At 68.6% G+C, this 21,426-nt stretch carries 16 protein-coding genes; 9 read left to right on the top strand and 7 right to left on the bottom strand.

The genetic code is table 11. The annotated features are described in order from the left end of the window. Window positions 1–47: 47 nt before the first annotated feature. From ABSH63_RS02280 to ABSH63_RS02265, 4 genes are read left to right on the top strand one after another with little or no spacing between them, the layout of a single operon-like run. A complete protein-coding gene (locus ABSH63_RS02280; protein ID WP_352887069.1) occupies window positions 48–716 on the top strand; it encodes a TetR/AcrR family transcriptional regulator in 669 nt (222 codons plus the stop codon). Then, window positions 713–2,089: a TolC family protein gene (locus ABSH63_RS02275; protein WP_352887068.1), complete on the top strand. Its 1,377-nt coding sequence runs from the start codon at window positions 713–715 to the stop codon at window positions 2,087–2,089. Before ABSH63_RS02280 ends, ABSH63_RS02275 begins: the two co-directional genes overlap by 4 nt. A gap of 45 nt (window positions 2,090–2,134) precedes the next feature. Next, window positions 2,135–3,157 (top strand): efflux RND transporter periplasmic adaptor subunit, encoded by a 1,023-nt coding sequence (locus ABSH63_RS02270; RefSeq protein ID WP_352887066.1) that lies wholly within the window; start codon window positions 2,135–2,137, stop codon window positions 3,155–3,157. A 21-nt stretch (window positions 3,158–3,178) separates the two neighbouring features. Beyond that, the gene (locus ABSH63_RS02265; protein WP_352887064.1) at window positions 3,179–6,262 is read left to right on the top strand and encodes an efflux RND transporter permease subunit; all 3,084 of its coding nucleotides are present in this window, start codon (window positions 3,179–3,181) and stop codon (window positions 6,260–6,262) included. 33 nt (window positions 6,263–6,295) lie between these two features. Here the strand turns inward: ABSH63_RS02265 and hutH are convergent, their stop codons facing one another. Next, window positions 6,296–7,834 carry a histidine ammonia-lyase gene (hutH, locus tag ABSH63_RS02260; RefSeq protein ID WP_352887062.1) on the bottom strand — a complete coding sequence of 513 codons (1,539 nt, stop codon included), beginning with the start codon at window positions 7,832–7,834 and terminating at the stop codon, window positions 6,296–6,298. A 268-nt stretch (window positions 7,835–8,102) separates the two neighbouring features. Continuing rightward, a complete protein-coding gene (locus ABSH63_RS02255) occupies window positions 8,103–9,017 on the bottom strand; it encodes a LysR family transcriptional regulator (RefSeq protein WP_352887059.1) in 915 nt (304 codons plus the stop codon). Between the two features lie 100 nt (window positions 9,018–9,117). Between ABSH63_RS02255 and ABSH63_RS02250 the strand changes: the two genes are divergently transcribed. Beyond that, window positions 9,118–9,978: a pirin family protein gene (locus ABSH63_RS02250; RefSeq protein ID WP_352887056.1), complete on the top strand. Its 861-nt coding sequence runs from the start codon at window positions 9,118–9,120 to the stop codon at window positions 9,976–9,978. A 145-nt stretch (window positions 9,979–10,123) separates the two neighbouring features. Here ABSH63_RS02250 and ABSH63_RS02245 read toward each other — a convergent pair whose 3' ends face one another. Beyond that, window positions 10,124–12,328 (bottom strand): S9 family peptidase, encoded by a 2,205-nt coding sequence (locus tag ABSH63_RS02245; RefSeq protein WP_352887054.1) that lies wholly within the window; start codon window positions 12,326–12,328, stop codon window positions 10,124–10,126. 8 nt (window positions 12,329–12,336) lie between these two features. After that, entirely contained in the window at window positions 12,337–13,551 is a 1,215-nt protein-coding gene (locus ABSH63_RS02240; RefSeq protein WP_352887052.1) for an AI-2E family transporter, read from the bottom strand. 198 nt (window positions 13,552–13,749) lie between these two features. Here ABSH63_RS02240 and ABSH63_RS02235 point away from each other — a divergent pair, with 198 nt between their 5' ends. Then, window positions 13,750–14,670 (top strand): MFS transporter, encoded by a 921-nt coding sequence (locus ABSH63_RS02235; RefSeq protein WP_352887051.1) that lies wholly within the window; start codon window positions 13,750–13,752, stop codon window positions 14,668–14,670. 13 nt (window positions 14,671–14,683) lie between these two features. On the opposite strand, the gene mpl is transcribed toward ABSH63_RS02235, so the two are convergent. Next, window positions 14,684–16,024, bottom strand: coding sequence for a UDP-N-acetylmuramate:L-alanyl-gamma-D-glutamyl-meso-diaminopimelate ligase (gene mpl, locus ABSH63_RS02230; RefSeq protein ID WP_352887049.1), 1,341 nt, complete (start codon window positions 16,022–16,024; stop codon window positions 14,684–14,686). Next, complete coding sequence (locus ABSH63_RS02225) at window positions 16,024–16,629, bottom strand: hypothetical protein (protein WP_352887047.1); 606 nt, start codon at window positions 16,627–16,629, stop codon at window positions 16,024–16,026. The genes mpl and ABSH63_RS02225 overlap by 1 nt, the downstream gene beginning before the upstream one ends. A gap of 39 nt (window positions 16,630–16,668) precedes the next feature. On the opposite strand from ABSH63_RS02225, the gene rnd reads away from it, so the two are divergent. Beyond that, window positions 16,669–17,790, top strand: a complete 1,122-nt coding sequence (gene rnd / locus ABSH63_RS02220; RefSeq protein WP_352887045.1) for a ribonuclease D — start codon at window positions 16,669–16,671, stop codon at window positions 17,788–17,790. Between the two features lie 7 nt (window positions 17,791–17,797). On the opposite strand, the gene ABSH63_RS02215 is transcribed toward rnd, so the two are convergent. After that, complete coding sequence (locus ABSH63_RS02215; RefSeq protein ID WP_352887043.1) at window positions 17,798–18,361, bottom strand: adenylate kinase; 564 nt, start codon at window positions 18,359–18,361, stop codon at window positions 17,798–17,800. 326 nt (window positions 18,362–18,687) lie between these two features. On the opposite strand from ABSH63_RS02215, the gene ABSH63_RS02210 reads away from it, so the two are divergent. Both ABSH63_RS02210 and ppa read left to right on the top strand, forming a co-directional pair. Then, a complete protein-coding gene (locus ABSH63_RS02210; protein ID WP_352887040.1) occupies window positions 18,688–20,700 on the top strand; it encodes a sodium-translocating pyrophosphatase in 2,013 nt (670 codons plus the stop codon). Between the two features lie 102 nt (window positions 20,701–20,802). Continuing rightward, window positions 20,803–21,351 (top strand): inorganic diphosphatase, encoded by a 549-nt coding sequence (ppa, locus tag ABSH63_RS02205; protein WP_352887037.1) that lies wholly within the window; start codon window positions 20,803–20,805, stop codon window positions 21,349–21,351. Window positions 21,352–21,426: the final 75 nt, after the last annotated feature.

Here is a 21,426-nt window from a genome sequence, read left to right as displayed (position 1 = left end):
CTTTAGACACTTGTCTAATCACTGACACAGTGTCAGACTGGCGCCCCATGAGCGAACCCAAGCACGATTTGATCCGGCGCCGCGAGGAGGAAAAGGAGCAGCGCCGCGAGGCCATCATCGACGCCGCCGAGCGCGTCTTCACCGAATCCGGTTTCGACGCGGCCAAGATGGAGGACGTCGCCCGCCAGGCGCGCGTCTCGCGCGCGCTGGTCTATCTGTACTTCAAGAACAAGGCCGAGCTGCATCTGGCGATCTGCGCGCGTGCGCTGACGCTGCTGCGCGAGCGCTTCCTCGCCGCCGCCGCGCAGCACACCAGCGGCCACGACCAGGTGCTCGCACTCGGGCGCAGCTACTTCGCCTACGCCGACGAGTTTCCGTGCTACTTCCAGGCGCTGACGCGACTCGAAGCGCATCCGCCGGAAGAGGTCGCGCCGGATTCGATCGAGCAGACGGTGATGGACTGCGGGCTCGCCGTGCACATGGTCACGGTCGCATGCATCGAGCGCGGCATGCGCGACGGCTCGATCCGCGCGGACCTCGAACATCCGCTACTCAGCGCGCTGTCGCTGTGGGCCTTCACCCACGGCCTGATCCAGCTCGCGCGCACCAAGCGCCATTTCTTCGCGCGCATCGGCATCGGCACCGAGCGCTTCGTCGAGTATGCGATGGCGCTCGCGGCGCGCGGCCTGCGCCCCGTTGCGGAGAAGCACGCGTGAAACCTGCCCGCCTGATCGCCATCGTGGTCGGCCTGCTGGCGCTGCCAGCGCATGCCGACGAGCTGCTGGAGCGCTACGTCGCCGAGGCCCTAGCGGCCAACCCGGCGCTGCAGGCGCGCGACGCCGCGGCACGCGAGAGTGCCCAGACCGCCGCCGCCGCGCGCGCACGGCGCCTGCCGAGCCTCGCGCTCGATGCCCGCTACACGGCGGCCTCGGGCGGCCGCACGATCGACATTCCGACCGGCGATCTGCTCAACGGCGTCTACGCGACGCTCAACCGCTTCCTCGCCGAGCGCGGCGAGCCACCGGTGTTTCCGCAGATCGAGAACCAGTCCATCGCGCTGCTGCGAAAGACCGAGCAGGAAACCAAGCTCAGACTGACCGCGCCGCTGTACGCGCCGGCGCTGTGGGCGAATGCCGAGGCGCAGGCGGCGCGGCACGGCGCACGCGTCGCCGAGCACGAAGCGTTCGCGCGCGTGCTGGTGCGCGAGGTCAAGCGCGCTTACTACGGCGCGATTCAGGCCGAAGCCGCCGAGCGCATTCTCGATGCCAGCGTGGCACTGCTCGCCGAGGATGTGCGGGTGTCGCAGGCGCTGGTCGAGGCCGGCAAGGCCACCCGCGATCGCGTGCTGCGCGCCGAGGCCGAGCGCCTCGCCGTGCAGCAGCGCCGCGACGAGGCCGCGGTGCTCGCCGAGCAGGCAAGGCGGCGTCTGAACATCCTGCGCGACCGCCCCGCCGACGCACCGCTGAGCCTGCCCGCGCCTTCGGCGCTGCCGCGTCCCGACACCCTGGCGCCTGCCCGCGCACGCCCGGAACTGCGCCAGCTCGACCGCGCCATCGACGCCGCCGATGCCGGCGTGCGGGCCGCGCGCGCGGCGCGTGCGCCGACGCTGGCGCTGGCCGCCGACTACGGCATCCAGGGCGAGCGCTACCGCGTCGAGGCCGAGGATGATTTCGGCACCGTGTCGCTGCTGCTCAACTGGTCGCTGTTCGACTTCGGCCAGCGCCGCGCCGAGGCGCTCGCCGCGAGCGCCGAAGCCGAGCAACTGCGCGCGCAGCGCCGCGACCTCGATCATCAGCTCGACCTCGCGCGCTGGAGCGCCGAGGCCCAGCTCGACACCGCGCGCCGCGCGATCGACGCCGCCGAGGCGCGGCTTGCCGCCGCCGAGGAAGTGTTCCGCATCGCCGAACGCAAGCGTGCGGCGGCGAGCCTCGCGCAGATCGAGTTCCTCGACGCCCAGCGCGCGCTGACCGAGGCGCGCCTGAACGTCGCCATCGCGCGCTGCACCGCGCTCGATCGTGCAGCCGAGCTGGAACTGGCCAGCGCCAGTTATCCCTTGCCCGCGGCGGCCGTCGCCGGCACTCCGGAGTAAATCATGACGAAGCGGTTTGCAGTTTCCAGTTTTGAGCTTCCAGTCGTGCTGCTGGTCATGGCGGCGTCGCTGGCCGCGTGCTCACCGGCAGCGACCGAAAGCACCGAAACAGCACCGCTGCGCGCGGTTCGCGTCGCCGCGGTCGAATCCGGTCCGGCGCAGCCGCCGGTGGTCGCCACCGGCGTGGTCGCGGCGGCCGCTGAATCGCGGCTCGCGTTCAAGACCGCTGGTGTGATCCGCGAGATCACGGTGCAGGCCGGCGACACCGTGCGCGCCGGAGAGCGCCTTGCGCGCCTCGAAACCACTGAGATCGACGCCGCGGTGGCGCAGGCGCGCGCCGCCTTCGACAAGGCGCAACGCGATCTCGAGCGCGGCCGCGGCCTGTTCGCAGACGATGTGCTGACGCAGGAGCAGCTCGACGCGCTCGAAACCGCCGCCGCAGTCGCGCGCGCGCAGCTCGATGCCGCCGAGTACAACCGCCGCTACGCCGAGATCGTCGCGCCGGCCGACGGTCGCGTGCTACGCCGGCTCGCCGAGCCGCGCGAGCTGGTCGCACCGGGACAGCCGATCCTCGAGGTCAGCCGCGGCGGTGACGGCTGGACGCTCAGGCTTGGCGTGCCCGATCGCGATTTCGTGCGCCTGCGCGACGGCGATGCGGCGACGCTGCGCTTCGACGCCCATCCCGGTCGTGCGTTCGCCGGTCGCGTGAGCCTGCTCGGCGGCGCCGCCGATCCGCGCAGCGGCACCTTCCCGGTCGAGATCGGCTTCGACGCCGGCGACGCGCGCTTTGCCGCCGGCATGATCGGCCGCGCCGAGATCGCGGTCGGCAACGGCCAGGCGCAGCTCAGCTACGTGCCCCTGTCGGCGCTGGTCGAAGGCAGCGGCGAGGCGATGCTGCTGTTCGTCTACGACGCCGATACCGGCGCCGTTGCCGGACGCCGCGTGCCGGTGGCCTTCGTGTCCGGCACGCGCGCGGCGCTGGCCGAACCGCTGCCCGCCGGCGCGCAGGTGGTCACCGACGGCGCCGCCTATCTGCGCGACGGCGAAGCCGTGCGCGTCGTCAACTGAGCCGTTTCGCGGAGCCCCGCCGTGCGCATCTCCGACTTCGCGGTCCGCAACGTCCCGTTCATGCTGGTCGTGTTCCTGCTGCTGGTCGCGGTCGGCGTCTCGTCGTGGAACAACATCGCGCGTACCGAGGATCCGTACTTTCCGATCTCGGCGTTCTCGATCATCGCCGTCTACCCGGGCGCCGATCCGATCGAGGTCGAGCGCCAGGTGGTCGAGCCGATCGAGGACGCGCTCAACAAGATCGACGATCTCAAGGAGATGGTCTCGACCTCGGACGACTCGCTGGGCATCGTGCGCGTCGAATTCGAGGCGGATGTGGATGTCGACAAGAAGTACGACGAAGTCACGCGCGAGCTCGCCGCGCTCGGCCCCGAGCTGCCGGCGGGTCTGGCCAGCCTGGAGGTCAAGAAGATCAATCCGGGCTATGTGAACATCGTGCAGATCGCACTGGTGTCCGAGACCGCCTCGTGGCGCGCGCTCGAAGACGCCGCCGAAGAACTGAAGGACCGGCTCGAACGCATCCCCGGCGTACGCGAATCCCAGACCTGGGCGTTTCCGCAGCGCGAGCTGCGCGTCGAGCTCGATCTGGCACGCCTCGCCGAACTGAAGCTGCGCGCGACGCAGGTGTTGCAGGCGGTCTCGGCGCGGAACACCAACGTGCCGGGCGGCGGCGTCGAGATCGGCAGCCGCCGCTTCAACCTCAAGACCACGGGCAGCTATGACGCGCCGCAAGAGGTGCTCGATACCGTCGTCGCCGGCCACGGCGACAGCGTGATCCGCGTGCGCGACGTCGCCGAGGTGCGCTGGGACCACGGTCCGCTCGACCACACCGCGCGCCTCGACGGCCGCCGCGCGGTCTGGGTCACGGCCAACCAGAAGCCGGGTCAGAACATCTTCGTCACGCAGCAGGCGATCATCGACGTCGTCGATGCCTACGCCGCGGAGCTACCGGCCGGCATCGAGCTGGTGCGCGCCTTCGACCAGTCGAAGAACGTGCGCAAGCGGCTCGACCGCCTGTCCGCCGACTTTCTGATCGCCATCGTGCTGGTGTCGGTGACGCTGCTGCCGCTGGGCCTGCGCGCGGCCGGCATCGTCATGGTGTCGATTCCGCTGTCGCTGCTGACCGGCATCGCCGCGCTGTACTTCACCGGCTTTTCGCTCAACCAGCTCTCGATCGCCGGCTTCGTCGTCGCCCTTGGGCTCTTGGTCGACGACTCGATCGTCGTCGTCGAGAACATCGCCCGCTTCCTGCGCATGGGCTATCCGCGCCAGCAGGCGGCGATGCTGGCGACGCGGCAGATTTCGCTGGCCGTGGTCGGCTGCACCGCGGTGCTGCTGTTCGCCTTCCTGCCGCTGCTGTCGCTGCCCGGCAACGCCGGCAAGTTCATCCGCTCGCTACCGGCGGCGGTGACGTACACCGTCGCGGCCTCGCTGTTCATCGCGCTGACGATCATCCCCTTCCTCGCCTCGCGCGTGCTGCCACGCGAGGCGCCGGCCGAAGGCAACCGCGCGCTGCAGGCACTGCTCGGCGTGATCCATCGCATCTACGCGCCGTGGCTGCGGCGTGCGCTCGCGCGTCCGCGCACGACCGTGCTGCTGTCGCTGGCTGCGGTCGCGGCGAGCTTCGCGCTGGTGCCGCTGATCGGCCTGAGCATGTTCCCGAAGGCGGACACGCCGCAGTTCCTCGTGCAGATCACGCTGCCCAACGGCAGCAGCCTCGCGCGCACCGACGAAGTGCTGCGCGAGGTCGAGGACATCCTGCGCGCACGCCCCGAAGTCGAGCACACCATGGCCAATCTCGGCCGCGGCAATCCGCAAATCTACTACAACGTGTTCCAGCGCGAGTACGCCGCGCACGCCGCGGAGGTCTTCGTGCAGTTGCGCGCGTTCGAGGGCGACAAGACCCGGCGCCTGCTCGACGGCCTGCGCGCCGAGCTCGATGCGATCCCCGGCGCCGAGATCGTCGTCAAGGAGTTCGAGAACGGCCCGCCGATGGAGGCGCCGATCGCGATCCGCGTGATCGGCCCCGATCTCGACACCTTGCGCCGCATCGCCGCCGAGGTCGAGAGTCTGATGCGCGCGACCCCCGGCACGCGCAATGTCGTCAACAACCAGCGCCGGTCGCGCGTGGATTTGGACCTTGGCATCGACACGACCAAGGCCGGCCTGCTCGGCGTGCCGCCGCTGGAGCTGGACCAGACCGTGCGCATGGCGGTGGCCGGCATCACCGCCGGCGAGTTCCGCGAGGCCGACGGCGACAGCTATCCGATCGTGCTGCGCGCGCCGCTCGCCGGACGGCCGACGCTGGATGCGCTCGACGGCCTGCACGTCGGCAGCGCCAGCGGCGCGCAGATTCCGCTGGCGCAGCTCGCCGCGCCGCGTCTGGTCGAGTCGCCACCGCTGATCTACCGCCGCGACCGCGAGCGCGCGATCCTGGTCTCGGCGTACACCGAGACCGGCTACAACACCGAGCGGGTGACGCGCCAGATCCTCGACCAGATCGCCGCGCGCGACTGGCCCAGTGGCTATCGCTTCGTCGCCGCCGGTGAGATCGAAAGCCGCGAGGACAGCTTCGCCGGCTTTGGCACCGCGATCCTCGTCGCGGTGTTCGGCATCCTCGCGGTGCTGGTGCTGGAGTTCGGCAGCTTCCGCTCGACGCTGATCGTCGCCACCGTGGTGCCGCTCGGCATCATGGGCGGCATCCTGATGCTGTGGATCACCGGCAACTCACTGAGCTTCACCGCGATGATCGGCTTCATCGCGCTGACCGGCATCGAGATCAAGAACTCGATCCTGCTGGTGGACTTCACCAACCAGTTGCGCCGGCAGGGCCGGCCGCTGATGGACGCGATCGTCGAGGCCGGCGAGATCCGCTTTTTGCCGATCCTGCTGACCTCGGTCACCGCGATCGGCGGCCTGCTGCCGCTGGCGACACAGGGCGCGGCGCTGTACGCGCCGATGGCCTGGGTCATCATCGGCGGGCTGATCACCTCGACGCTGATCGGCCGCCTGGTGACGCCGGTGATGTACAAGCTGCTGCCGCCGACGCTGGACCCGGAGGCCGCGGGCGGCGTCGCCGTGCCGGAGCGACGTCTGGCGCATTGACACCGACGCCGGCGCGCCCGTCACCAGACGCGCTCACTCCGGCCGCCACGACGGCAACAAGTCGGCGACCATCGGCGTCAGCACCTCAGTGGCGAGCAAGGCATCGGCGGCGGCGATGTCGGTGGCGAGCACGCGATCCTCGCCGAGCGCGCCGACCTGCTCGCGCAGCGCCAGATGCACCGCCTGCAGCGGCTCGGAGGTCTGCAGCGGCGCGTGCAAGTCGATGCCCTGGGCAGCGGCGAGCAGCTCGATGGCAACGATGCGCCGCGTGTTCACGCACATCGGCAACAAGCGCCGCGCCGCATACGTCGCCATGCTGACATGGTCCTCTTGGTTGGCGGAGGTCGGCAGGCTGTCGACGCTGGCCGGATGCGCCAGCGACTTGTTCTCGGACGCCAGCGCCGCGGCGGTGACGTGGGCCAGCATGAAACCGGAGTTGAGTCCGGCGTCGCGCACCAGAAACGGCGGCAGGCCGGACAGCGTCGCGTCGATCAAAAGCGCGATGCGCCGTTCCGACAGGGCGCCGATCTCGGCGACCGCCAGGGCCAGCGTGTCGGCGGCGAGGGCCACCGGCTCGGCGTGGAAATTGCCGCCCGAGAGCACCTCGGCGGATTCGGCGAGCACCAGCGGATTGTCGGTCACCGCATTGGCTTCGATCAGCAGCGTGCGCGCGGCATTGCGGATCAGGTCCAGACAGGCGCCCATGACCTGGGGCTGGCAGCGCAGGCTGTACGGGTCTTGCACGCGTTCGTCGTTGACGCGGTGGGAGGCGCGGATTTCGCTGCCTTCGAGCAGCCGGCGGTAGACGCCGGCGACGTCGATCTGCCCCGGCTGACCGCGCAGCGCCTGGATGCGCGCATCGAAGGGGGCGTCGGAGCCGCGCGCCGCGTCCACGGACATCGCGCCCACGACGGTGGCGGCGGCGAACACGTCCTCGGCCTCGAACAGCGCGCGGATCGCCAGCGCAGTGGACACTTGCGTGCCGTTGAGCAGCGCCAGCCCCTCCTTGGGCGCGAGCGACAGCGGCGCGAGCCCCGCCCGCGCCAGCCCCTCGGCCGCCGGCAGCCTGCGGCCGTCCACGCGCACCTCGCCCTCGCCGAGCAGGGCCAGCGTCAGGTGTGCGAGCGGCGCGAGATCGCCGGAGGCCCCGACCGAGCCCTGCGCCGGGATGCACGGTAGTACGCCGGCGTTGTACAGCGCTAGCAGTCCCTCGATCAGGGTGCGCCGCACGCCGGAGGCACCGCGCGCCAGACTCGCGGCCTTGAGCGCGAGCACTAGGCGCACGGTCGCATCGTCCAGGCAGTCGCCGACGCCGACGGCATGCGAGCGCACCAGGTTGATCTGCAGTCGATCGAGCTGGTGATCCGGGATGTGGACCTTGGCCAGCCGGCCGAAACCGGTGTTGATGCCGTAGGCCGGTGCGCCGCGCGCGACCACGGCGGCGACCGTCGCCGCCGAGGCCTCGACCGCCGGCCAGTAGGACGGCTCGATCGACAGGCGCACACCCCCGCCCACGAGATGGCGCAGCTCGCTCAAGGTCAGATGTCCGGGGCGCAGATGCCATTCAGCCATGCGCGATCTCCCCGGTGCTCGGACGCAAGGTCTGCGCCGGGGCGCCGGCCGCGGCGTGACGCGCACCGCTGACCGCGCGGCTGATGGAACCCGCCCGTCGCTCGTGCATCGCGATTCCCCCGTTCGTGCGCGGCGGCGTCAACCGGCGCGCACCGTGCGCCCATTCAATCCGCGCGACGATGCGCTGTCATGAGGAGCAACCCCCGGTCCTCGACCTCGGCGAAGGTGATGATGCCCGGGCGCTTCGCGACGCTTATCGCTGGCACAGTCAACCGGCTGCATCCGGCAGCGGACACCGATTTGCAACCCCGTCGCGGATGATTCTCGCGAGGCGCTGCGCGCCCGGCCCTGCGGCATCGCCGTGCGTGACGATGAGATAGAGCGCGACCTCGCGTTCGCCGCCTTCGACCAGCGGCAGCGGCTTGAGCGCGCCGCTGTCCAGTTCCTCGCGGATGATGTTCTCGGCGTACCACGCAAAGCCCAGGCCCATGGTCGCGGCGCGGATCGAGGTGGCCTTGGCCGACACCGTCCAGCGCTGCTCGGCACCGAGCCAGGCGCCCTCGCGCTTGCGCTGCGTGCCGGAGTCGCGGATCACGAGCTGACGGTGCTGACGCAGATCTGCCAAGGTCAGCGGCCGTCCCAGGCGATGCAGGGGGTGATGCGGAGCCGCGGCGCAGACGAATTTGATGGTCATCAAAGGATCGAGCAGAAAACCCGGCGGCAGGCGCGAGGCGATGGCGAGGTCCACGCGCGCTTCGAGCACCGCCTCGTCGGTGCCGCCGAGCACGGTTTCGTAGAGTTCGATGCGCGTATCTGGCCGCTCCTTGGCAAAGCGGTCCAGGCACTGGAGCAAGAGCCAGGTCGGAAACACCACCTCGACCGCGAGCCGCAGCTCCGGCTCCCAGCCTTGGGCAAGACTCGCGGCGGCGCGCTCGACGCGCGCGGCCTCGTCGAGCAGCGCGCGGGCATGTCGGTAGAGCACCTGCCCGGCGGGCGTGAGTTGCGCCTTGCGTCCCTGCAACTCGAAGACCTCGACCCCCAGCAGCGCTTCGAGCTTTTGCACCGCATAGGTCACCGTGGACTGGGTCTTGTGCAAGACCTCGGCCGCCGCTGCGTAACCGCCGGCCTCGACCACCGCGACCAGCGCGCGCCATTGTTCGAGCGAAATCTTGGGCGCCGGCATAGGTCGATCCCTTCGATGATTTTTGGCGAAATATTCGGCTTTTTTATCGATTCAAGCAATCTTTAAATGGCGACACTCGCAAGACGTACGGAGCACCGCCATGACCCCACGTCTGCTGCAACGGATCATTCCCAGCGTCGAGACCTCCGACGGCGCCGGCGTCAAACTGCGCCGCAGCATCGGCGCGACGCCGGCGCTGCGCCTCGATCCGTTTCTGATGCTCGACGAGTTCGGCACCGAGAACCCGGACGACTACATCGCCGGCTTTCCGCCGCATCCGCACCGCGGCTTCGAGACCGTCACCTACATGATCGACGGCCACATGCGCCACGAGGATCACCTCGGCAACGTCGGCGAGCTCAAAAGCGGCGGCGTGCAGTGGATGACCGCCGGCCGCGGCGTGATCCACTCGGAGATGCCGCAACAAGAGTCGGGCCGCATGCGCGGCTTCCAGCTGTGGATCAACCTGCCGGCACGCGAGAAGATGAAGCCGGCGGCCTACCGCGACATTCCCGCGGACGCGATTCCGGCCGTTGCACTGTCCGATGGCGGCTACCTCAAGCTCATCGCCGGACGCGTGCAGCACGAGGGCCGCGACATCGCGGGGCCGATCAACGCCGAGCCGGGCGCAATGGCCACCGATCCGCTGTATCTCGACATCGGCATGGCGTCCGGCGCGACGATCACGCAGCCGGTCCCTTGCGGCCACAACGCGCTGGTCTATGTCTACGAAGGCGAGCTGCAGATCGGCGAACGTGCGTTGCCGCGCCATGTCGCCGGCGTGCTGTCCGACGGCGATGCGGTCACGGTCCGCGCCGGTGTGTCCGGCGCCCGCTACCTGCTGCTCGCTGGCAAACCCCTGCGCGAGCCGGTCGTGCAATACGGACCGTTCGTGATGAATACACGCGACGAGATCGAAGAGGCAATCGACGACTACCGTCGCGGACGCCTCACAGCCTGAGCCCTTTGCACGTTTGCGTCGCCGTCGCGCAGCCTCGCAGGACGGATTGTCGCCTGTCCCAGTTGAGTGCCGCGAATTGTTGGAGGTTTCGGGCGGCTGGTGAAGTCCGTACTCGATGGGGGTGAGGTCGCTGGGTGACTGCGCCTCACGGCTCTTCCGGCTGCGGCAGCGGGTCGAGCACGTCGATCGGCGGGTCTTCGACCGGCGCTTCAAGCGGCGCGGCATCGGTGGCCGGTGCCTGCGGCGCGGGCGGCGGTATCGCATCCGGACCGCGGACGCCGCTGAGCGCTTCGGACCTTGGTTCGGGCGTCGGTTCGGCCGCGTCCGGCGTCACGCCCGGCGGCGGCCACGGCGGGCCCCACACCTGGCCGTCCTGCGGTTCGGGCAGCAGGTGCTCGCGCAGGAACAGGGCGACGGCGTTGTTGTAGAGGTCACGGTTGGACTTCTTGCGAAAGCCATGGCCCTCGTCGCGGGCGAGGAAGTACCAGACTTCGCCGGCATCCGGGTGTGCGCGGATCGTGCGCACCATCTGGTCGGCCTCGGACTGCGGCACGCGCGGATCGTTGGCGCCCTGGGCGATGAACAGCGGCCGGCGGATGCGGTGCGCGTTGGTCGTCGGTGAGATCGCCTGCAAAAACGCGCGCATCTTAGGATCGCGCTCGTCGCCGTACTCCTCGCGCCGCAGGTGGCGGCGATAGTCCTTGGTGTTCTCGAGAAAGGTGACGAAGTTGCTGATGCCGACGACGTCGATGCCGGCGCGTAGGCGATCGCCGAAATGGATCAGGCTGGCCAGCACCATGTAACCGCCATACGAGCCGCCGATGATGCCGACGCGGCGCGGATCGAACTCCTCCTGCCAGCCGATCCAGTCGAGCAGGCTGCCGATGTCGCGCAGGGCGTTCTCGCGCAGCATGCCGTTGTCGAGCTGCTGGTAGGTCTTGCCGTAGCCGGTGGAGCCGCGCACGTTGGGCGCGATCACGGCAATGCCGAGTTCGCGCACCCAGTATTGCAGCACCGGGTTGAAGGTCGGCCGCGTCTGGCTCTCAGGGCCACCGTGCACCAGGATCAGCACCGGATGCGGTCCCTTGCCCGGCGGGCGATAGACCAGCGCTGGGATCATGCGCCGCTGGCCGGATTCGTCCTCGTCGAAGGCCGGGTAGCGGATCAGCTCGGGCTCGATGAACTGCGAGGTGTCAAGGCCGCCGACCTCGCTCTGCGTCCAGCGCGTGAGCTCGGTCTCGGTGACACGGAAGGAATACACGTCACCCGGGCTGCGCGGCGAGTTCAGGGTGAAGCCGATGCGCCAGCCATCCTCGGAGAAGCGCAAACCACTGACCACGCCCATCGGCAGCTTGGGCGCCGGCAGCTTGCGCCAGCCACGCACGGCGCGCACATGGATTTCCGAGCGACCGTCGGCGTTGACGACGAAGGCGAGATAACGACCGTCGCGCGACAGCGCAAAGCCGGTGACGTCCCAGGGGATGTCGCCCGACAGCAGCGTGCTCTCGCCGGTGGCGAAGTCGTGGAAGCGCAGATGGCGGAACTCGGTGCCCTCGTCCGAGGTGTAGTAGATGCCACGGCCGTCGCGCGCGAAGCGCCCGCCGCCGAAGGACACGCTGCCGCTGCTCGGCCGGAACGGCAGCAAAAGGCCGCTGTCGAGATCGAGCACGTGCGGATAGCTCTCGGAGCGCGAGACGTAGCGCAGCACCAGCAGGCGGCTGTCGTCGGGTGACCAGTCGAGCGCGTACCACAGACCTTCGCGTTCGAGCACCGCTCGGCTCTCGCCGCTGGCCATGTCGTAGACGTGGATGTCGGTGTCGCGGCCGTTGCGCGCGGTGGTCGAGTAGGCGAAGCGATCGCCCAGATTGGACCACAGCGGCGCGGTGTTGCGCGCACCGTCGGTAAGGCGCCGCTGCTTGCCGGTGGCGACTTCCTGCACGTAGAGCTGGTAGAGCTCGTTGCCGGCGTCGTCCTTGCCGAACAGGAACACCGACTGCTCCGGATCGCTCGACGGCGCGACGTTGGTGACCGGCTCGGGAAAAAAGGTGAGCTGCTGGCGGTCGCCGAGCGGCTCGCGCACACGGTGCACTTGCCGCGTCTGGCCGAAGCGCGTCGTGATCAGCAGGCCCTGCGGCGCAGGCAGCCAGCCGGCGAACGAGGCGCCGCGCGCCTGCTGGTATTGGAACAGGGTGTCGGCGATCTCGGGTGGAATCGGCGGAATGTTTTCGAGCAGCAGCGCGCCGTACTCGCGGCGCTCGACGCCGTCGGCACTGCCGACCGCTGCCGCCGCCGTGGCCGCCAGCAGCAAGCCGGCGGCGACGCCGCCGAAGCTAGCGACCATTGCGCGCATCCGCGGGCTCATCCCGAAGCCGTCCCGATCGGTTCCTCGTCCGGCCGGCGCTCGTCCAGCGCCACGCGCAGCACGTCACTCAAGAGATAGCGCGCCGTCGGCACACCGAGCAGCATGCCCCAGATGCCGAAGGCGTGGTAGGCGATGAACAGGATGATCAGTGTCAGCACCGGATTGAGCTGCAGCGTGCGTCCGTAAATCAGCGGATTGAGCCCGTAGGCCTCGACGGCGTGAATCGCGACGATCATGACCACGCTCCACACCGCAAGTTCGACGCCGCCGGTGTTCAGTGCGACCAGCACGATCGGCACCGTGGAGATGAACACGCCGAGCACCGGGATGAAGCTGCAGACGAACACGATCATCGACAGCACCGCGATCGACGGAATACCGAGCAGCAGCAGACCGAGCAGGGTCAGCACGGTGTTGGTCAGCGCGATCATCGCCTGCGCGCGCAGCCCCTGTCCGATCACCTGGGTGAAGCGCACCAGCGGACCGGCCGCCTCGGCGTAGACATCGTGCAGCCGTGAGCCCTGCAGGGCGCGCACCAGCCGCTGCAGGCGTTCCAGGTCGATGAGGATCAGAAACGAGAACAGCAGTGCCAGCGCCATCGTCGCCGTGGCCTGGTAGACGAAGTTGATGAAACGCGGCGTGAGCTTGCGCAGACGCTCGGCCTGTTCGCGGAACAGCGCCTCGATCAGCAGCTTCTCCTCGGCCAAGAGCAGCTCGCGTCGCCGGCGCTCGGCGGCGGCATCGTCGGCCGCCGGCTCGGCTTCGAGCGCCAGGCGCTGCTCGGTCAGGCGCTCGTGCATCTGCTGCGCGGCCTGCGAGTCGAGCAGGCTGCGCAGATAACCCGAGAACGGCTGGTGCAGCGCCGGATACTCGGTGGCGAAACGCTGATCGAGCTCGATCAGCCGCTGCTGGATCGCGCCGAGATTGGCGACCAGACGCGTGCCCTCGTTGACGACGTTGGGCGTGACGAAGCGCCCGAAACCAGCGAGCGCCCCGAGAAACAAGAGATAGACCACGACCAGCGCCGCGCGATACGGCAGGCGCAGCCGCTCGTGCACCCAGCGCGCCGCCGGCATCGCGAAGAAGGCGATCACGAAGGTCAGGAACACCAGCCCGAAGAAATCGCGCAGCAGCCACAGCACGACGGCGAGCGCGAGCCAGATCAACGCCTTGCGGTTGAGTCGGTAGAACTGGTCGAGGCTGAAGGCCATGGGATCAACGAAGCTCGGGAACGGGCCGCGCGATGATGGGCTGATCGGCCAACCGACACAAGCCGAGGGTGGAGTTGCCCCGCTGTCACGGACAGGTGATCGCTTGATTCTCAAGCGATGGGTTGGATCTCCGCTGTGCGGATCTTGGCGACTGCCGACGGCGCTTGGCAATGCGGGTTCGGAATTCTCCGTTCGTAGTTGAGGGGCGACTGGCAGCCCAGCGCCGCGCAGCCGGTCGGCCAGCTCAACCCCGCGGGTTACGCCGGCTACGGCCTCACCGCCGGGCTCATCATCGCCGTCAGCATCGTGCTGTCCACGCTGGGCACGCACGGGCGCATCGCGCTTCTGCGCCGACCGGATCGTCCACGACCCTCGGACCTGGGCACTCTGCGCCAGCGGCTGCGTCTGCTGATCGCGGATGCCAACTATGCGAGCCTGCTCGCCTGCATGCTGTTTTTCTCGGTGGGCGCCGGCATCATGACCTCGCTGGCCACCTACATCCAGACCTACTTCTGGAAACTCAACGCCGGCCACCTCGCCGTGCTCGCCGGTGCCACCGGTGTCGGCGTGATCCTGGGCCTGGTCACAGTGGCGCTGCTCGTCCGCTCGGACAAAAAGCGCACCACGATCTCGCTGTACTGCGCTGCCGTGGTTGCGGCCACCGGTCCGGTCGTCCTCGGGCTGGTCGGGGCCATCCCGCGCGACATCGGCGCCCTGATGCCCATCCTCTTCCTGCAGCAGACCCTTTTGATTCAGTGCGTCTTCGGCGCCATGATCATGGGCTGGTCGATGATCGCCGACGTCGCCGATCACATGGAACTCAAAACCGGCTGGCGCATGGAGGGCCTGATCTTCGCCGCGCTGGTGATGATCAACAAAGCCGTGTCGGGCGTCGGCGTATTCCTGTCCGGGGCCATCCTCACGGCGATCGACTTTCCCGAGAAGGCGGCGCCGGCCGATGTGCCTGCGACCACCATCGACGCGCTGGCGCTGATCTACGTCAGCGCTGTCGCCCTCATGATCGCGGCCGCGATGGGCTGCCTCGGCTTTTACGGCATCACCCGGGCCGCGCATGCCCACACGCTGCGGGAGCTCGGGGCGCGAAGGCCAAACCGGTGATCGCGTGCGCGCTTCAAGCCCGCAGTGCCCCCAGCAAACGCCCGTGCACGCCGCCGAAGTCGCCGTTGGACATCACCAGCACGCGGTCGCCCTCGCGTGCCGCGGCGCAGACTGCGGCGACCAGCTCGTCGAGATCGGCGTGCACGTGCAGGCGCGCGCCGAGCGCGCCCAGCGCCGCGGCGGCGTCCCATTTGAGATCCGGGCGCGCGTAGACGAAGCACAGCTCTGCATCGCGCAGGCTGTGCGCGAGTTCGCCGGCATGGGTGCCGAGCCGCATCGTGTTCGAGCGCGGTTCGAGCACCGCGAGCACGCGACCCGGCCCTTGTGTGCGCAAGGCCTCGATGGTGACGGCGATCGCGGTCGGGTGATGGGCGAAGTCGTCGTAGACGGTCACGCCGCGCGCGCGGCCGAAGACTTCGAGGCGGCGGCGCACGTTGCGAAAGCCGGCGAGCCCCTCGATCAGCGTCGGCACCGGCACACCGGCGTGGTGCGCAGCGGCGAACGCGGCGAGTACGTTGCTGCGGTTGTGGCGGCCGGCGAGCGGGCTGTGGACGCGGCCCTGGGCGCGACCGCCGACGAACAGTTCGAAGGCAGCACCGTCGCCGCGCGCGTTCCAGCCGTCGTCGCGGTCGAAGTATTCGACCTCGCTCCAGCAACCCTTGTCGAGCACGCGTTGCAGGTTGCCGTCGGCGCCATTGACGATCAGGCGCCCGCTGCGCGGCACGGTGCGCACCAGATGATGGAACTGGCGCTCAATGCTGGCGAGGTCGTCGAAGATGTCGGCGTGATCGAATTCGAGGTTGTTGAGCACGCAGGTACGCGGCCGGTAGTGCACGAACTTGGAACGCTTATCGAAGAACGCGGTGTCGTACTCGTCGGCCTCGATGACGAAGTACTTGGATGCACCGAGCCGTGCCGAGATGCCGAAGTTCTGCGGCACTCCGCCGATCAGAAAGCCCGGCGCCAGGCCGGCGTATTCGAGCAGCCACGCCAGCAGCGCCGAGGTCGTGGTCTTGCCGTGGGTGCCGGCCACCGCGAGCACGTGACGCTCGCGCAGCACGTTGTCGGCGAGCCACTGTGGGCCTGAGGTGTATGGCAGGCCGGCGTCGAGCGCGTATTCCATCGCCGCATTGCCGCGGGTGACGACATTGCCGACGACGACGATGTCCGGCGCTGGGTCAAAGTGTGCCGGCTCGTAGCCACGCATCACTTCGATGCCGAGCGCTTCGAGCTGCGTCGACATCGGCGGCCAGGCATTGGCGTCGGAGCCGGTGACCCGATGACCCGCCTCGCGCGCGATCGCGGCGATGCCGGCCATGAAGGTGCCGCAGATGCCGAGGATGTGCAGGTGCATCAGCCGAGCACCGAGGGCGCCGGCGGCGCCGCGCCGGCGCCGAACAGCACGCCGGCGATGAGGCCGGCGAAGATCACGCAGAACAGCACGACGAAGGCGAGGATCAGCGCGATCACGACGCCGAGCCAGAGCTGCACGTTGGCGGCGTGGCGGAACACGAAGGCGGTGACCGCAAGGTTCCAGAAGTTGATCAGGTTCATCAGGAAAGCGAGGCCCTGCGGCACTTGCATGACGTCCGGCTGCTCCAGCAGTTCCGGCTTGCCGGCGAGCTCGCGCAGCACCGGCGCCATCTGCGCGAACAGCGGCAGCATCAGCAGCGTCAGCGCCGCGGCCGTCGCCAGCAGTGTGTTGAAGGTCTGATTGAAACGCTCCGGCACGTCGCGCGCGCGCAGCACCGAGCGCGTGACCAGTGCAGTGCCGCCGACCATCGCCGCCGCCATCGTCAGCGCCGTGGGCAGCGGCAGCACCTGCGCGAACAGCATCGCGTTGGCGCCGCCGGCGATCAGCACCAGTGGCATCGTCAGGCGAGGGTCGAAGGGAAAGTCCTGCGGTCCGGCACGAAAGGCGAGGATACGCAGGGTGACGGCCAGGACTTGCGCGTACATGGGCGGGGATTCGGATGACGAGCCGCTATTCTACGGGCCTTGAACCGCCGCCCACAGCGCATGATCCAGACCCTGATTGCCGAACCCGACGCGCTGTCACGCGCGATCGAGAACTGGGCATCGAGCCCGTTTCTCGCCGTCGACACCGAGTTCGTCCGCGTCGACACCTACTATCCCAAGCTGTGTCTGGTGCAGGTCAAGGCGCAAGCCTGTGCCGCGGCCGATTTGATCGACGCCACCGCGCTGCCGTCGCTCGACTCTCTGCTCGATGTGCTCTACGCGCCGCAGCGCGTCAAGCTGTTCCATGCCGCCGGTCAGGATCTGGAAATCCTCGTGCGCCTGCGCGGCGCGGTGCCGCAGCCGATCTTCGACACGCAGATCGCGGCCACGCTGCTCGGCTACGGCGATCAGATCGGCTATGCCGCGCTGATCGAGAAGCGGCTTGGCATCACGCTCGACAAGCGCCTGTCGCGTACCGACTGGGCACGCCGGCCGCTCAAACCCGCGGAACTCGCCTATGCGGCCGCCGACGTCGAGCATCTGGCCGCGATCTACCCGGCATTGCAGGCAGAGCTGCACGCGCGCGGCCGCATCGGCTGGCTCGCCGAAGACTGCGTGCGCCTGTGCGATCCGGCGCAGTACCGCATACGCCCCGAGGACGCCTGGCAACGTCTGCGCGGGCTTTCGCGCCTGAGTCCGCGCGAGCAGACGATCGCCGTAGCGCTCGCCTGCTGGCGCGAAGAGGAAGCACAGCGACGCGACCGGCCACGCAAGTGGATCCTCGACGACGAGGCGCTGTACTGCCTCGCGCAGCGGCAACCGCAGACGCGTGCGGCGCTCGACGCGCTGGCGGTGCTGCCGCCCAAGACGCTCGAGCGCCACGGCGAGGCGCTGCTCGCCGTGCTCGACACGGCGCTGCGTACGCCGGAGAGGGTTTACGCGCAGGACGACGCGTTCAGCGATGCCGACAAGCGGCTGCTCAAGGCGCTGCAGGCACACGTGGCCGCATGCGCGGCGGAATTGGAACTGCCGGCGAGCTATCTCGCACCACGCGCCGATCTCGCGCGGCTGGTTCGAGCCGGCGCCGATGCCGACGTCAACGTGCTGCGCGGCTGGCGCCGCGAGGTGTGCGGGTCCGGACTGCTGGCGCTGCTGCCGTGAGCAGCGCCTAATCCAAGACTTTGACGATGCGCTCGAACACCTCGTCGAGCGCACCGACGCCGTCCACGGTGACGAGCTTGTTCTGCGCGCGGTAGTAGTCGAGCAGCGGATGGGTTTCGGCGTTGTAGATCTCGATGCGCCGGCGGATCACATCTTCCTTGTCGTCGGCGCGGCCTTCCTTTTGTGCGCGGTCGAGCAGACGCTTGATGATCTCTTCATCGTCCACCGCGAGGTGCACGGCTTTGTCGATCGCCGGCTGGCCGAGCCGCTGCAGCATCGCGTCGAGTACCTGGGCCTGCGCGGTATTGCGTGGGAATCCGTCGAGGATGAAACCCTTCTGCGCGTCGGCCTGGCCAAGGCGCTCTTCGACGATGCCGATGACGATCTCGTCAGCGACGAGTTGGCCGGCGTCCATCGTCGCCTTGGCCTTGCGGCCCAGCTCGGTTCCGGCGGCCACGGCGGCGCGCAGTGCGTCCCCGGTCGAAACCTTGGGGATGCCGTAATGCGCGACCAGCTTTTCTCCCTGCGTGCCCTTGCCAGAGCCGGGCGCGCCCAGCAGAACCATTCTCATCGTGGATAAGCCTCTGTTACAGATGGGGATTCGCAGCAGACCGCCGCATCCCTGGGTCGCGCGAACCCGGAAAAGTACCCGCGCCTTGGGTTCGGCGTCAATGCGCCCGCGCGCTCGCGACGCGCGCCTGCCACACGGGTTTGCCGCCCGTGCACCTTCGTGCGATAGTCCGGGCGCCCCGGTTCGGGGCGTTCGTCGTGGTCTCGCCCATCACTTTTCAGGGAGTCGCACAACAAATATCGCCGACGACGGCATGACGCCGCCCGCGGGCACGTTGCACCTGTCCATCGCTTCCATCCGAACGCAAATCACAGGAGGTTGCTCCGATGCTGGTTGAGTACGGCTTGTGGATTGCCATCGCCTGCGCCCTCGTGGCGCTGGTTTATGGCGTGGTCTCCGTGCAGTGGATCCTGGCCAAGCCCAGCGGCAACGATCGCATGCGCCAGATCGCCGCCGCGGTGCAGGAGGGCGCGAGCGCCTACCTCAATCGCCAGTACACGACGATCGGCATCGTCGGCGTCGTTCTCTTCGTCGTGCTCGGCTTTGCGCTCGACTGGCTGACCGCGATCGGCTTTCTGGTCGGCGCGGCGCTCTCCGGCGCCGCCGGCTACATCGGCATGAACGTCTCGGTGCGCGCCAACGTGCGCACCGCCGAAGCCGCGCGCGACGGCCTCAACGCCGCGCTCGCGGTGGCCTTCCGCGGCGGCGCGGTCACCGGCATGCTGGTCGTCGGCCTCGGCCTGCTCGGCGTCGCCGGCTACTACCTGGTGGCGATGCAACTGACCGGCGACGAGGGCAAGGCCCTGCACGCCCTCGTCGGTCTGGCCTTTGGCGGTTCGCTGATCTCGATCTTCGCGCGTCTGGGCGGCGGCATCTTCACCAAGGGCGCGGACGTCGGCGCCGATCTGGTCGGCAAGGTCGAGGCCGGCATCCCCGAGGACGATCCGCGCAACCCGGCGGTGATCGCCGACAACGTCGGCGACAACGTCGGCGACTGCGCCGGCATGGCCGCGGATCTGTTCGAGACCTACGCGGTAACGGTGATCGCGACCATGCTGCTCGGCAGCCTGATGGCGGCGACCGTTGGCCCCAACGGCGTGCTCTACCCGCTGGTGCTCGGCGGCGCGTCGATCATCGCGTCCATCGTCGGCACCTTCTTCGTCAAGGCCAGCCCCGGCGGCAAGATCATGACCGCGCTGTACAAGGGCGTGATCGTCTCCGGCGTGCTCGCGGCGATCGCCTTCTACCCGATCACGACGATGATGATCGGTGAAGGCGCGATGAATCTGTACTTCGCCGCGCTGATCGGTCTGGCGCTGACGGCGGCGATGGTGGTCATCACCGAGTACTACACCGCGACCGAGTACAAGCCGGTGCGACACATCGCCGCGGCCTCGGAAACCGGACACGCCACCAACATGATCGCGGGTCTGGGCGTGTCGATGAAGTCGACCGCGCTGCCGGTGATCGCGGTCTGCGCCAGCATCTGGGGCGCCTACGAGCTCGCCGGCCTGTACGGCATCGCCATTGCCGCGACGGCGATGCTGTCGATGACCGGCATGATCGTCGCGCTCGACGCCTACGGCCCGATCACCGACAACGCCGGCGGCATCGCCGAGATGGCGGAACTGCCCAAGGAGGTGCGCGACGTCACCGATCCGCTCGATGCCGTCGGCAACACCACCAAGGCGGTGACCAAGGGCTATGCGATCGGCTCGGCGGGGCTGGCGGCGCTGGTGCTGTTCGCCGACTACACGCACAACCTCGAAGCGGTCGGCAAGCTGGTCAGCTTCTCGCTGTCGGATCACATGGTGCTGATCGGCCTTTTGATCGGCGGCGCGGTGCCCTACCTGTTCGGTGCGATGGCGATGGAAGCGGTCGGCCGCGCGGCCGGCAGCGTGGTGATCGAAGTGCGCCGCCAGTTCCGCGAGATCAAGGGGATCATGGAGGGCACGGCCAAGCCCGACTACGCCAAGTCGGTCGACATGCTGACCACGGCGGCGATCAAGGAAATGATCCTGCCCTCGCTGCTGCCGATCCTGGTGCCGGTGCTGGTGGGCTTCATCCTCGGCAAGGCGGCGCTCGGCGGGCTTTTGATCGGCACCATCGTCACCGGCTTGTTCGTCGCGATCTCGATGACCACCGGCGGCGGCGCCTGGGACAACGCCAAAAAGTACATCGAGGAAGGCCACCACGGCGGCAAGGGCTCGGACGCGCACAAGGCCGCGGTCACCGGCGACACCGTCGGCGATCCATACAAGGACACGGCGGGGCCGGCGATCAATCCGCTCATCAAGATCATCAACATCGTCGCCTTGCTGATGATTCCGTTGCTGTAGCGTTTCGCGCTGAAACTTCAGGGCGGCCGGCAACGGCCGCCCTTTTTCATGGGCGGTCGTTATAATTGCGGCCTTTTTGCAGCGCACCACGGGAGCGAGTCGATGAGCTGGGACCTGGTACCGACCGGCAAGGACGTGCCGAACGACATCAACGTGATCATCGAGATCCCGATGAACGCGGATCCGGTCAAGTACGAGGTGGACAAGAAGTCGGGCGCGATCTTCGTCGACCGCATCCTCACCACGCCGATGCGCTACCCCTGCAACTACGGCTTTGTCCCGCACACGCTGTGCGGCGACGGCGATCCGCTCGACGTGCTGGTGATGACACCGATGCCGCTACTGCCCGGTTGCGTCATCAACTGCCGGCCGATCGGCATGCTCGAAATGGAAGACGAGTCCGGCAGCGACGAGAAGCTCGTCGCGGTGCCGAACAACAAGATCTTCCCGATGTACAAGAACATCAGCAGCGTGCGCGAGCTGCCGGACCTGTTCCGCGACCAGATCCAGCACTTCTTCGAGCACTATAAGGATCTGGAAAAGGGCAAGTGGGTCAAGGTCAAGGGCTGGCACGGTCCCAAGGATGCGGCCAAGGCCATCGAGGCGAGCGTCGAGCTGTACAACAACGCCAAGACCAAACCGGCGTTTTGACGCGATCGGCGCGCGCAGAGCGAGCACGGGGCGGGCACTGGCCCGCCTCGGTCGTTTCCACCGCCCGGCGGGGGC

Origin of the sequence: Sinimarinibacterium thermocellulolyticum, from assembly GCF_040327995.1 — a bacterium.
Classification (GTDB): Bacteria; Pseudomonadota; Gammaproteobacteria; order Nevskiales; family Nevskiaceae; genus Solimonas; species Solimonas thermocellulolyticum.
The sequence above is the reverse complement of the archived record's forward strand: the minus strand, read 5'-3'. Positions and strand labels throughout refer to the sequence as shown.

What these genes read in the sequence shown, in the direction of transcription:
- ABSH63_RS02280 (WP_352887069.1), top strand. Translation starts at nt 48, where the DNA reads ATGAGCGAACCCAAGCACGATTTGATCCGGCGCCGCGAGGAGGAAAAG.
- hutH (WP_352887062.1), bottom strand. Translation starts at nt 7,834, where the DNA reads ATGGCTGAATGGCATCTGCGCCCCGGACATCTGACCTTGAGCGAGCTG.
- ABSH63_RS02255 (WP_352887059.1), bottom strand. Translation starts at nt 9,017, where the DNA reads ATGCCGGCGCCCAAGATTTCGCTCGAACAATGGCGCGCGCTGGTCGCG.
- ABSH63_RS02250 (WP_352887056.1), top strand. Translation starts at nt 9,118, where the DNA reads ATGACCCCACGTCTGCTGCAACGGATCATTCCCAGCGTCGAGACCTCC.
- ABSH63_RS02245 (WP_352887054.1), bottom strand. Translation starts at nt 12,328, where the DNA reads ATGCGCGCAATGGTCGCTAGCTTCGGCGGCGTCGCCGCCGGCTTGCTG.
- ABSH63_RS02240 (WP_352887052.1), bottom strand. Translation starts at nt 13,551, where the DNA reads ATGGCCTTCAGCCTCGACCAGTTCTACCGACTCAACCGCAAGGCGTTG.
- mpl (WP_352887049.1), bottom strand. Translation starts at nt 16,024, where the DNA reads ATGCACCTGCACATCCTCGGCATCTGCGGCACCTTCATGGCCGGCATC.
- ABSH63_RS02225 (WP_352887047.1), bottom strand. Translation starts at nt 16,629, where the DNA reads ATGTACGCGCAAGTCCTGGCCGTCACCCTGCGTATCCTCGCCTTTCGT.
- ABSH63_RS02215 (WP_352887043.1), bottom strand. Translation starts at nt 18,361, where the DNA reads ATGAGAATGGTTCTGCTGGGCGCGCCCGGCTCTGGCAAGGGCACGCAG.
- ABSH63_RS02210 (WP_352887040.1), top strand. Translation starts at nt 18,688, where the DNA reads ATGCTGGTTGAGTACGGCTTGTGGATTGCCATCGCCTGCGCCCTCGTG.
- ppa (WP_352887037.1), top strand. Translation starts at nt 20,803, where the DNA reads ATGAGCTGGGACCTGGTACCGACCGGCAAGGACGTGCCGAACGACATC.